Consider the following 13,096-nt stretch of genomic DNA (forward strand, 5'->3'; position numbering starts at 1 on the left):
AAACCGCCCGCTTACTCGCCTGGCCCCCAGGCTCTAACATTGATGATGATACGATGACGAGAAAAATAACCTGGTTTACCGCCCTGGCCTTAGGCATCAGCACCCTGTCTCAGGCTGAAACAGCCACCGCGCCGACCGTTGCCGCACAACCGCCGGTGACGGTGCCTGCCGATGGGCCGGTCACCACGCCGATGGGATCGGTCGCACCGCAGGATCCGAATGCCCCGGTGCGTGACGTGCAATTGCCGTTTGCCAAGATTGCGCCGCCGCCGGGGACTTTCACCCTGCGCGGTACCCGGCCGGATGGTCAGGTCGAGTTTGGCGTGCGCAGTGATGAAGTGGTGTCGCAGGCGATGCTCGATCTTGAGTTCACTCCGTCACCGTCACTGATCCCGGTGGAATCACAGGTCAAGGTGTACCTCAATGACGAACTGATGGGCGTGACTGCCCTGGCCAAAGAGCAGCTCGGCAAGCCCAATCGCCTCCAAATGGCGATCGATCCCCGCTATATCACCGATTTTAACCGTGTGCGACTGGTGTTCGTCGGTCACTACCAGAACATTTGTGAAAACCCGGCCAGTACCACGCTGTGGCTTGAAGTCAGTAAATCCAGCTCGTTGAATTTGCGCTACCAAACCTTGCCAGTGAAGAACGAACTGTCGCATTTCCCGGAGCCGTTCTTTGACAGCCGCGACAACCGACCACTGACCTTGCCGATGGTGTTTGCCGGCCAGCCGGATATCACCCAGCAGCGTGCCGCAGGTATTCTGGCCTCGTGGTTCGGCGGCAAAGCCCAGTGGCGTGGCCAGTCGTTCCCGGCGTTGTATAACCAGCTGCCGGAACAGCATGCCATCGTCTTCGCCACCAATAAGCAGCGCCCGGACTTCCTGCGGGATTACCCACCGGTCAATGGCCCGACGGTGGAAATGATCAGCCATCCGGATAACCCGTACATCAAACTGCTGTTGGTACAGGGCCGCGATGACAACGATTTGATCACCGCAGTGAAAGGCATTGCGCAGGGCAACATCCTGTTCCGCGGTCAGAACGTCACGGTCGACAAAGTGGAACAACTGGCACCGCGCCAGCCCTACGACGCGCCTAACTGGGTGCGAACCGACCGGCCGATGACCTTTGCCGAGCTGCAACAATACGCTGAACAACTGCAGACCAGCGGCATCGAGCCCGGCCCGATCTCGCTGACCATGAACCTGCCGCCGGACCTGTTCCTGATCCGCAGTACCGGCATTGATATGCATCTGAAATACCGCTACACCGCGCCGCGTATTCAGGACGGCTCGCGCCTGAGCGTCAGCCTGAACAACCAGTTTGTGCAGGCCTATTCGCTGGTGCCGGAGCATGAGCAGGGCACTCAACTGTTGCGTTTGCCGCTGACTCAGGGGCTGATCGACTCGGACAAGAGCGTCAATATTCCGGCGCTGCGGTTGGGGGCGACCAATCAGCTGCGTTTCGACTTTGACTACACCACGCTGCTGGCCAGCGGTGCCGAAGGGCGCTGTGAAACCTACTCCTTTACTGCCAACCATGCGGTGATCGACGGTGCATCGACCATTGATTTCTCTGGTTACCGCCACTTTATGGCGATGCCGGATCTGCGTGCCTTCGCCAACGCTGGTTTCCCTTTCAGCCGCCTGGCCGATTTGTCGCAGACCCTGGTGCTGGTGAACAAACAGCCACAGCCACCGCAGGTCAGCGCATTGCTGAACGCGATGGGCATTATCGGTGCCCAGACCGGTTACCCGGCGCTGGCGGTGACGGTGAGTGATGACTGGTCACAGGCCAAGGAACGCGACGCCGATATTCTGATGATCGGCACTATCCCGCCAGAGCTGCGGGACGACAAAAAAATCAACCTGCTGGTGGACGCGACCCAAAGCTGGGTGAAACAGCCGACACGTCAGCTGTCGCTGCCGACCATGGACGTGCTGGCGGAAGACACCAGGGCGGACAGCAAAACCACCATCAGCTCAGAAGGTGCGATGTCGGCGATAGTCGGTGTGCAGTCACCGTTTAACAGCCAACGCAGCATTGTGGCGCTACTGGCCGACAGCCCGCGCGGCTACGATCTGCTGAACAACGCGCTGCTGGACAGTGGCAAGCGTGCGGCAGTGTTTGGTTCGGTGGCGGTGATCCGGGAATCAGGGGTGAACAGCCTGCGAGTGGGCGACGTTTATTATGTCGGTCACTTGCCGTGGTGGGAACGCATCTGGCACGCACTGTCGACCCATCCGGTATTGCTGGCGGTGATCGCGGTAGCGGTGGTGGTGATCCTGGCACTGATGCTGTGGCGTGGTCTGAAGGCCTTCAGTCGTCGTCGTTTGTCACCTGAAGATCGGGACTGATTGCCATGCCTGCGACGCTGAAAGGTCTGACATTTGGCATGCTGCTGCTGTGCGCTTTCAGCGCGGCGGCGGCCTGCGAGTGGCCGGCCTGGCAACAGTACAAACAGTTTTATATCAGCGAGCAGGGGCGGGTGATCGACCCGAGCAGCCCGAACCGTATCACCACCTCGGAAGGCCAGAGTTACGGCCTGTTCTTTGCGCTGGTGGCGAACGATCGACCGGCGTTCGACCACCTGCTGGAGTGGACGGAAAACAATTTGGCGGCGGGCGATCTCAGCGCCCATTTACCCGCCTGGTTGTGGGGTGAAGACGATAAAAAACAGTGGACGGTGCTGGACAGCAATTCGGCCTCCGATGCCGATCTGTGGATTGCCTATAACCTGCTGGAGGCCGGCCGCCTGTGGAAAAGCCGTCGCTATCAAACCCTCGGCACCCTGCTGTTGCAGCGTATTGCCCGTGAAGAAGTGGCGGATATCCCCGGTCTGGGGCTGATGCTGTTGCCGGGCAAGGTGGGGTTCGTGGCGGAAGATCGCTGGCGGCTCAACCCGAGCTACCTGCCGCCGCAACTGCTGGCGCGTTTTGCCGCGTTGAACGGCCCGTGGCGTGCGATGCAGCAGACCAATCAGCGGTTGTGGCTGGAAACGGCCCCTCACGGCTTCTCGCCGGACTGGGTGGTGTGGCAGGTTGGCAAAGGCTGGCAGCCGGACACCGTCAAACCGAATATTGGCAGTTATGATGCTATCCGGGTTTATTTGTGGGCCGGCATGCTGGCGGAGGACGATCAACACAAGGCGGCGCTGCTCAAGCAGTTGCAGCCGATGGCGCAGCTCACCGTTCAACAAGGTGTACCGCCGGAGAAAACCGATACTGCCAAAGGTAAAACCACGGGTGACGGCCCGGTGGGCTTCTCCGCCGCGATGCTGCCGATGCTGGCGAATCAACCCGAGGCGTTGCAGGTGCAGCGCCAACGCATTAAGCAAAACCCGCCGGGCGACGATGCCTATTTCAGTGCCTCGCTGGCGCTGTTCGGCCAGGGGTGGGATCAACAACGTTATCGTTTTAATCGGCAGGGTGAACTTCAACCCGCCTGGGGCGGCCAATGCGTAACTTCCGAATAAACTGGCTGGGCCTGGTGCCTTTAAGTCTGGCAATGTTGCCGCAGGCGCAGGGGGCAGAAACCGTCGCGCCGGAGCAATGGCTGTTGGAGCAGGTGCGCGTCGGTGAAGCCAGTAATAAGGATGAACTGGTTCGCCAGTCGCTCTACCGGCTTGAACTGATGGATCCGAACAACCCGGATGTGATTTCGGCGCGCATGCGGCTGGCCTTGCGGCAGGGGAATCAGGCGTTGGCACAGCAGCAGTTGGATAAGCTGAAAAAGATTGCGCCGCAGTCCAGCGCCTATCGCCAGGCGGAAATGAACATGTTGCTGACCCAGCCGGAAACCCGGCAAAAGCTGCAGCAGGCGCGGCTGATGGCGACCGCTGGTCGTTTGCCGGAGGCGAAGGCGCAGTATGACGCCCTGTTCCATGGGGATCCGCCGACGCTTGAACTGGCGGTGGAATACTGGCGGCTGGTGGCACGGCTGCCGGGGCAGGAAGCGGCGGCGCTAAAGCAGCTACAGACGCTGGATCAACAATATTCCGGCAACGTACCGCTGCGTATGTCGCTGGCGCGGATGCTGTTTAGTCAGGATCGTGACGCTCAGGCCTATGATTTGCTGCAGAAAGTGGCGGCCGATCCTGCCGGACGGGGAGATGCGGCCGATCTGTGGCTGGAGAAAGTGAAGGCCATGCCGGTCAGCCCGCAAAGCGTGGCGGCCCTGAACCGTTTCCTCGGGGTATTTGATACCGGCGATCAGGCGGTCAGTGCCCGGCAAGAACTGGCCCGGCAGCAGGCGCTGTTGTCGGACCCGGTCTATCTGGCGCGGGTGCGAGGGTTGGCACAGGTCGACAAGGGCGGCAGCCGTGCTGCGATCCCTGAACTGAAGAAAGCGCTGGCGGCGTCCCCCAATGATGCCGAAGTGCTGGGCGCGCTCGGGCAGGCCTATTCCCGCGCAGGTAATCGCCCGCAGGCGTTGAGCCTGTTCCGGCAGGCATTGCAGGCCGATAAAAGCGGCTACGGCAGCAGTAAGTGGCAGAGCCTGATCAAGAGCAACAGTTACTGGCTGGCGGTCGACGAAGGTGACAAGGCGTTGAAAGCCGGCAATCTGCCGTTGGCGCAGCAAAAATACCAACAGGCGCGGCAGTTCGACAGCACGGACAGCAGTGCCGTGATCGGCCTGGGTGACGTTGCGGTGGCGCGTAAAGATGACGCCGCCGCCGAGCGTTTTTATCAGCAGGCGTTACGGCTGGATCCGGGCAGCGGCAGTGCGGTGCGTGGCTTGGTGAATATCTATCAGCGTCAGTCGCCGGAGAAGGCGCTGGCCTATCTCAACAGCCTGCCGCGCAGCCAGCAAAATAAACTGCGCAGCACGCTCGAAGGCTTGCAACTCGATATGCTGAAACAGCAGGCCGACCAGCTGGTTCAGCAGCAACAGTGGCACCAGGCGGCGGAGAAATACCGCCGTGCCCAGCAGATGGACCCCGATGACGTCTGGCTGACTTACCATTATGCGCAAACGCTGCGTCAGGCCGGGCAGCCACAACAGGCGGATGCCCTGTTCAAGCGATTGGCGCAAAAACAGCGCGGCAACCCGCAGCTGAGCTATGCCTATGCGCTGTACCTCTCCGGCAGCGATCGCGACCGGCAGGCACTGGCGGAGTTGAATTCTTTGCCCACCGCGCAGTGGAACGACAATATGCGCGAACTGGCACAGCGACTGAAAATGCAGGCGACGCTGGAGCATGCCGAGCAGCTACGTGCCGCAGGTGACGAGCCGGGCGCGGTGGCTTATCTGCGCCGACAGCCGGCGGATACCCGCATCGATCTTCAGTTGGCCGACTGGGCGCTGGCGCGGGGTGACTATGACGCCGCACTGGCGGACTATCAGCGGGTACGAACGCGTGAGCCGAATAACCCGGATGCGCGGCTGGGGGAAATTGAGGCCTATGTGGCTCAGGGCAGGCTGAGCGAGGCTCGCCAGGGCTTGCAAACCAAAGCGTCGGAACCGACGCCTTCAGGCAACAGTGAGCGGCGGGAAGCAAACGCCTGGTATGCCGTCGGCGAACCGCAGAAAGCCACCGATATCTTTACCCGGCTGAAAACGGCGGCCCAGCCTGAGCCGGCAAGCCAGTCGAAGGCGCTGATTTACCGCGATGCGGCAAGGCTGGAACGTGACCAATTACAACCAGCGCTGGCGCAACAGGATTATAAACAGGCGATGGTGGCCAGCGGCATTGCGCCGAGCGTGCCGCAGGATAACGACAGCTACACCTATTTGACGCGCAATAACCCAGGCGACGACTGGCTCAAGCGCGGTATCCGCTCGGACGCGGCGGATTTGTACCGTCAGCAGGATGTTAACGTCACGCTCGATCACGATTACTGGGGCTCGAGCGGCACCGGCGGCATCTCCGATTACAAAGCGCATGACACCATGCTGCAGGTGGATATGCCGTTGTACGACGGGCGGGCGTTTTTCCGTTCCGATACCGTGCAGTTGGATGCCGGCAGTTTCTCCACCGACAGCAGCGGCAAATATTACGAGACCTTCGGCACCTGTAATACCCAGGGCTGTAGCGGCGACGAGCATCAGAAAACCACCGGCACCAGCGTGGCGGTGGGTTGGCAGAACGATCGCTGGTCGGGGGATATCGGTACTACCCCGATGGGCTTCGAAGTGGTCGACTGGGTCGGCGGGCTGGCCTACAGCAATGACTGGAACCACATTGGCTGGACGCTAGCGGCTTCGCGCCGACCGGTTTCCAGCTCATTACTGGCATTTGGCGGTACCAGAGACCCGAATACCGGCACCACCTGGGGCGGCGTTCGCGCCACCGGGGTTAGTCTGAGCGGCAGTTACGATCGCGGCGAGGCGCACGGCGTCTGGGCCGATCTCAGTGCGCATCAGTTGACCGGTAAGAACGTTGAGGATAACCAGCGTGAGCGTTTCATGGCCGGTTATTACTACAAGCTGATCAATGAAGATAACCGCCGCGTCACCGTCGGGCTGAACACCATGCTGTGGCATTATCAGAAGGATTTGAGCGGTTACTCTCTCGGCCAGGGGGGCTACTACAGTCCACAGCAATATATGTCGCTGGCGGTGCCGATCAATTATCGCCAGCGTACCGAAAATTGGTCATGGGAGTTGGGTGGATCGGTGTCGTTGTCCCATTCGAAAACCAACAGTCAGCAACGCTATCCACTGCAGGGGTTGATCCCGGACTCGCTGCCGGACAAGTTTGCGGTAGAGGACGGCAGCTCTTCTTCTGGCGTGGGTTATACCCTGCGGGCCATTGTTGAGCGCCGTCTCAGTTCGCACTGGACCCTCGGTGCCGGTCTCGATATTCAGCAGGCGAAAGACTATACGCCAAGCCACGCATTGATTTATCTGCGCTATTCGATGGCCGGCTGGCAAGGCGATTTGGATTTACCGCCGCAGCCGCTGACGCCGTACGCCGATTTCAAGTAACCCAACTCAGGTAGATTCAGAGTGTCGGACACAGGGTAGTTTTGCTACCCTGTGTGAGTTTGGTGTGCATCCTGAGATACCCGGGCCTAGCGCACCGAGGGGCGCTCCGGCAACTAAAGTTGCTACGACCCCTTCGGCACGCTCTCCCTAATAATCGGCTTTGCAGGCCGTTAGACACCCGGTAGTTTTGCTACCCTGTGTTTATTCCCATTAGGAAAAGACTGAAACCCGCGGTTTTCTTGGTTTTGTCCTGGGTATGGCCAGATAAAAACAGTCAACGATCGAGTATACTCAGACCGGTCCGAGGGATGGGTATTATTCATCCCTTTTTTATTTCAGCCCGAAGTAGCGGAGAGCAGGTTTGCGGGTCAGGCGTTCATTAACGATTAAACAGATGGCAACGGTATCCGGCGTAGCGCTGGTGACAATCTGTATCTTTATCGTGATCCAGTTATTCCATTTTGTGCAGCAGCGCAGGGATGACTATGCCCAGCAACTGGAAAATATTGCTCATTCCGTCCGTCAGCCGCTGGCGGAGGCCGTGTTGCGCATGGACGTGCCGGAAACCAAACGGGTGCTGAATACCCTGTTGCCGGTGGGTATCCTGAGCCGGGCGGATATCGTGTTGCCGAACGAATTCCAGGCGTTACACGCTAATTTCCCGCCGGAACGTCCGGTACCAACGCTGATCGCTCGCCTGTTCGAACTGCCGATCCAGATTTCCGTTCCGCTCTATTCGCTGGAGCGCGTGCCGGCCAACCCGCAGCCACTGGCTTATCTGGTGCTGCAGGCCGATTCGTTCCGCATGTACCAATTCATTCTCAGCATGCTGTCGACCATGTTATCGACCTATTTGCTGTTGGCGCTGATCCTGTCGGTTTCCATAAGCTGGTGTATGAATCGGTTGATGGTGCACCCGCTGCGCGCGATGGCTAAAGAGCTGGATAATATTTCGCAGGAAGAAGCGCCTTATCATCAACTGATGCTGCCGGTGTTACACCAGGACGATGAGCTCGGGCTGCTGGTGCGCAACTACAACCGCAATCAACAGCGGCTGGCCAAGGCTTATGCCGAGATGAGCCGCATGAGCACCCATCATCCGGTCACCGAGCTGCCCAATCAGGCGTTGTTTACTGCCCTGCTGGAGCAGCATATCGCTTCCAGCCTGCGGCCCGAGCGTTTTAATTTGCTGGTTATTGGCATTGAAACCTTGCACGAGGCCTCCGGCGTACTCAATCCGGCAATGCGTGAAGCGCTGTTGTTGACGCTGGCGAAGAAGCTGCGTGAATGCATAGATGAAAACGGCGTGCTGGCGCAGCTGAGCAAAACCGAGTTTGCCATTCTGGCCAAAGGCGTAGAGCGTCCGTTCCATGCCATGCAACTGGCGCGTCGCATCATGGCGCAGATTAATGCGCCGTTGAGCCTGCAGGAAATGCCGTTGCGGCCAAGCGCCAGCATCGGTATTGCCCATTATCTTAATTCGGGGGAGAGCGCGGAACAGCTGTTGCGTAGTGCCACCTCGGCGATGATGACGGCGCACCGCGAAGGCAAAAATCAGGTGTTGTTCTTCGAGCCAAGCCTGACGGAACGCACTCAGAAGCGACTGACGCAGGAAAGTGAAATCCTGCATGCCATCGAGCAGCGCCGCTTTACCCTGTTTTTACAGCCGCAGGTCGATATGCAGTCCAACGCGGTGATCGGCGCCGAAGCATTGCTGCGCTGGCAACAATATGACGGCAGCTTTATCCTGCCGGCAGACGTTATTCCGTTAGCCGAAGAACTCGGCGTGATCGTGCCGCTCGGCAACTGGGTCCTGGAAGAGGCTTGTCTGATCCTGGCGGATTGGCAGACCCGTGGCATTACGCTGCCGCTGGCGGTCAACGTGTCCCCGATCCAGATGAAGCACGAGGATTTTGTCCCGCACCTGAAGAGCCTGTTGGCGCAGCATCAGATTGACCCGCGCAAGCTGCTGTTGGAAATTACCGAAACGGTGCGTATTGACGATCTCGATCGTGCGCTGGCGCTGTTGCGGGAGTTGCACGATTTGGGGCTTTCCATCGCACTGGATGACTTTGGCATGGGATATTCCAGCCTTAATTACCTTAACCGATTGAAATGTTTGCCAATCGACTTGATTAAAATCGACAAGAGCTTTATTCAGGGCCTGCCGACGGACGACGCCATGGTGCGCATCGTCAGTTCGATTTCCGAGGTATTGGCGTTGCCGGTGATGGCCGAAGGCGTCGAAAATGCCGAGCAGCGTGACTGGCTGCTGCAGCACGGTATTCATAGCGGCCAGGGGTTCCTGTTTGCTCGTCCTTTACCGCGCAGTGAGTTTGAAGCCGAGTTCTGCCAGCCTCCAGCCTGAGGCCCTTCCTTGCCTTTTGCCATGGGCGGCATCCTCGTCGCCCGTTAATCCCGTCCGAAAACCTTCACTGGGCATCTACCTCTTTTGCATTAGTGCAAACAAAGGCTTACGTAATTTACAGCCTTACATTCGGGCTGGCGCGTTTCAGCTCTTAAATTCGTATCAACATGTATCTAGTGGTGCAACAAATTATTTCCATGTTGTTAGGTGGGTGTTATTTTCCGCGCAAGCGATGAACAGGCGAGATAACTAGACTACCGCCTGGTGCGTGTCTTCCCCCCCAAAGGATGTTCATATGAAACTCACTATCTTTAAGAGCCTCTATTTTCAGGTGCTGACAGCGATAACGCTGGGCGTCCTGCTTGGCCATTTCTACCCTGACATTGGCGCGCAGATGAAACCTCTGGGCGATGGATTCGTTAAGCTGATTAAAATGATCATCGCTCCGGTGATCTTCTGTACCGTGGTGACGGGCATCGCGGGTATGGAGAGCATGAAGGCCGTAGGCCGCACCGGTGCGATTGCACTGCTCTATTTTGAAATTGTCAGCACCATTGCGCTGCTGATTGGGTTGCTGATCGTCAACGTGGTACAGCCAGGGGCCGGGATGAACATCGACCCTGGCACGCTGGATGCCAAAGCGGTCGCGGTCTACGCCGAGCAGGCTCAGCAGCAAGGTATCATTCCGTTCTTGCTGGACATCATCCCTGGTAGCGTCATCGGCGCCTTCGCCAGCGGTAATATTCTGCAGGTGCTGCTGTTTGCCGTGCTGTTCGGTTTTGCCCTGCATCGTCTGGGTGACAAGGGCCAACTGATCTTCAATGTGATCGAAAGCTTCTCCCGCGTGATCTTCGGCATCATCAATATGATTATGCGCCTGGCGCCGTTGGGGGCATTCGGGGCGATGGCGTTTACCATAGGTAAGTACGGTGTGGGCTCGTTGCTGCAACTCGGCCAACTGATTGCCTGCTTCTATCTCACCTGTGTGTTGTTTGTGGTGGTGGTGCTGGGCTCGATTGCCCGTGCCAACGGCTTCAGCATTTTCAAGTTTGTCCGCTATATAAAGGAAGAGCTGTTGATCGTACTCGGGACGTCTTCTTCCGAGTCGGTACTGCCACGCATGCTCGACAAGATGGAAAAACTGGGCTGCAAAAAATCGGTGGTGGGATTGGTTATTCCGACCGGCTATTCCTTTAACCTCGATGGCACCTCAATCTACCTGACCATGGCGGCGGTATTTATCGCGCAGGCAACCAACACCCATATGGATGTTATCCACCAGGTGACTCTGCTGGTGGTGCTGTTGCTGTCCTCTAAAGGGGCGGCAGGGGTGACCGGCAGTGGCTTTATCGTGCTGGCGGCGACCATTTCCGCCGTGGGTCATCTGCCGCTGGCCGGTCTGGCGCTGATCCTGGGTATTGACCGCTTTATGTCTGAAGCCCGCGCCCTGACCAATCTGGTCGGTAACGGGGTGGCCACGGTGGTGGTGGCAAAATGGTGTAAACAGTTGGATGAAAAACAACTGCATGACACCCTGTCCAACAAGCACGGCTCAGGAGCTGATAAAACACTGCCTTCAGCCTGATTTTATCGTCAAATCACCGGTTGCAGCCGCAACCGGTGATGTTTTATCCCCCCGCGTAATGATTTCTTGCATTAAAAACTCGGTTATCCATTATTTTTCACACTAATGAGTGACATCCGCAAAGGCGCGCGGTCTAACTCGATGGTACACTTTCTGCTTTCCGCCCCACTGTGAAACTCAGGGCGTTTTGTAGGCTGTTCGTCGCAGCCTAATATTCCGGTGAATGGAATATCCGCATTTGCATAAAGAAATTGGATATACCCTATGAATTTCACGTTGCGGCTAGGCGGCCAGCTCGCTCATCCTCAGGCGCTTACTTGAGTAAGTAACTGAGGTGAACGAGTGCAGCTAACAACGCTGCAACTTGAAAGGCGACGGGTATAGTTATTAAGTAGGGGTTCACATGCAGGGCACCAGAATTCATCTCATAGCAGGTGGGCTGCTGTTGGCTGCAGCCAACAGCAGCGTGCAGGCTGAAACACTACAACCCGATCCTGCCTGGCAGCAGGGGGCGTTGGCCAACGGGTTTTCATGGCAGATATTAGACACGCCGCAACGACCGAGCGATCGCGTCGAACTGCGGTTGATGGTCAACACCGGCTCGTTAGTGGAGTCTTCGCAACAGATTGGCTTTGCCCATCTGTTGCCGCGCCTGTCTTTGGCGCGTAGCGAAAGCTTTACGCCACCGCAGCTGCGTTCACTGTGGCAACAGAGCGTGGACAGCGAGCGGCCTTTACCGCCGGCCATCAGCTCTTATGACTTCACCATTTATAATCTCAGCCTGCCGAATAACCGCCCAGATGTGCTGAAAGAAGCGCTGGCGTGGCTTTCCGACACTACCGGCAAGCTGGCGATCGACGAACATACGGTGCATGCGGTGGTTAATTCCAGCGTTGATCCGGTCGGGACCTTCCCGCCGAACCCGAAAGATGCCTGGTGGCGTTATCGCCTGAAAGGCTCGACGCTGTTGGCGCACGATCCAGCCCAGCCGCCGAAGCGTCCGGTGAATATCGATCAACTGAAAAAATTCTACCAACAATGGTACACCCCGGATGCGATGACGTTGTACGTGGTGGGTAAGGTAGACAGCCGCAGCCTGAGCGAGCAAATCAACAAAGCCTTTTCGCCGCTGCAAGGCAAGCGTGAAACGCCGGCCCTGATGCCAACGCTGACGCCACTGCCACCACAGCCGGTCAGCCTGATCAGCGAACAGGTGAAGCAGGATACTCTGTCGATCATGTGGGATGCCCCATGGCACCCGATCCGGGATTCACAGAATCTGAGCCGCTATTGGCGTGGCGATATGGCCCGCGAAGCCTTGTTCTGGCATCTCCAGCAGGTGTTGGAAAAGAGTGACCAGAAGAACCTGCATCTGGGCTTCGATTGCCGCGTGCAATATCAACGTGCTCAATGTGCCATCCATCTCGACACGCCTAATAACAACCTGAACAACAGCCTGGGCTTTATCGCTCGCGAGTTGGCTAATGTACGTAACAATGGGTTGTCGCAGGACGAGTTTAATGCCCTGCTGGCGCAGAAAAACGATCAACTCAGCAAGTTGTTCGCCACCTATGCCCGTACCGATACGGATGTGTTGATGAGTCAGCGCTTGCGCTCGCAACAAAGCGGCGTAGTGGATATCGCGCCGGAGCAGTATCAAAAACTGCGTCAGGAGTTCCTGAGCGGATTGACGCTGGAGGTGCTGAATCAGGAGCTGAAGCTTCAGCTATCCCAGGATGCGACGTTGGTGTTGATGCAGCCGAAAGGGGAGCCGGAGATGAGCATGAAGCAGTTACAGGAAACCTATAACGGCATTATGTCCCCAGCCCCGGCGGTGGTATCGGAAGAAGTCAAACCCACCGATACCGCACCCGCGCCAGAGACCAGCGCACAGTAACGAGAGAGGGGCGCTCGCCCCTCAGCTACGGTACAGTACTTTGATGATGTGGTAGCCGAACTGGGTCTTCACCGGGCCGTAGGGCTTCAGCAGCGGAATGCTGAACACCGCTTTATCAAAGGCCGCCACCATGGTGCCCTTGTTGAACTCGCCCAGAGAGCCGCCGTTGCGTTTTGATGGGCAAGTTGAGTATTTGCGCGCCAGGGTGTCAAAGCTGACACCGCGTTTAAGCTTGGCCAGCAGTTCGTCGGCCAGTTTTTCGTTATCTACCAGAATGTGCAGGGCGCACGCCGTCTTTGCCATGGTATTG

At 57.9% G+C, this 13,096-nt stretch carries 7 protein-coding genes; 6 read left to right on the plus strand and 1 reads right to left on the minus strand.

Annotation, left to right across the window (positions count from 1 at the left end):
- Window positions 1-53 precede the first annotated feature (53 nt).
- The 6 genes from bcsB to QOT07_RS00640 all read left to right on the plus strand — a co-directional run bounded on the left by bcsB (window position 54) and on the right by QOT07_RS00640 (window position 12,786).
- A complete protein-coding gene (gene bcsB / locus QOT07_RS00615) occupies window positions 54-2,363 on the plus strand; it encodes a cellulose biosynthesis cyclic di-GMP-binding regulatory protein BcsB (RefSeq protein WP_283602409.1) in 2,310 nt (769 codons plus the stop codon).
- 5 nt (window positions 2,364-2,368) lie between these two features.
- Entirely contained in the window at window positions 2,369-3,481 is a 1,113-nt protein-coding gene (gene bcsZ, locus QOT07_RS00620) for a cellulose synthase complex periplasmic endoglucanase BcsZ (protein ID WP_099062201.1), read from the plus strand.
- Window positions 3,463-6,936 (plus strand): cellulose synthase complex outer membrane protein BcsC, encoded by a 3,474-nt coding sequence (gene bcsC / locus QOT07_RS00625; RefSeq protein ID WP_283602410.1) that lies wholly within the window; start codon window positions 3,463-3,465, stop codon window positions 6,934-6,936. Before bcsZ ends, bcsC begins: the two co-directional genes overlap by 19 nt.
- A 361-nt stretch (window positions 6,937-7,297) precedes the next feature.
- Complete coding sequence (gene hmsP, locus QOT07_RS00630; protein WP_099062199.1) at window positions 7,298-9,304, plus strand: biofilm formation regulator HmsP; 2,007 nt, start codon at window positions 7,298-7,300, stop codon at window positions 9,302-9,304.
- 295 nt (window positions 9,305-9,599) lie between these two features.
- Complete coding sequence (locus QOT07_RS00635; RefSeq protein ID WP_085115759.1) at window positions 9,600-10,889, plus strand: dicarboxylate/amino acid:cation symporter; 1,290 nt, start codon at window positions 9,600-9,602, stop codon at window positions 10,887-10,889.
- A 403-nt stretch (window positions 10,890-11,292) separates the two neighbouring features.
- Window positions 11,293-12,786 carry a M16 family metallopeptidase gene (locus tag QOT07_RS00640; protein WP_112349383.1) on the plus strand — a complete coding sequence of 498 codons (1,494 nt, stop codon included), beginning with the start codon at window positions 11,293-11,295 and terminating at the stop codon, window positions 12,784-12,786.
- 21 nt (window positions 12,787-12,807) lie between these two features.
- Here QOT07_RS00640 and ppiC read toward each other — a convergent pair whose 3' ends face one another.
- Window positions 12,808-13,089, minus strand: coding sequence for a peptidylprolyl isomerase PpiC (ppiC, locus tag QOT07_RS00645; protein WP_017891252.1), 282 nt, complete (start codon window positions 13,087-13,089; stop codon window positions 12,808-12,810).
- Window positions 13,090-13,096 lie beyond the last annotated feature (7 nt).

This window comes from Serratia proteamaculans, assembly GCF_949794035.1.
Taxonomy (GTDB): Bacteria; Pseudomonadota; Gammaproteobacteria; order Enterobacterales; family Enterobacteriaceae; genus Serratia; species Serratia proteamaculans.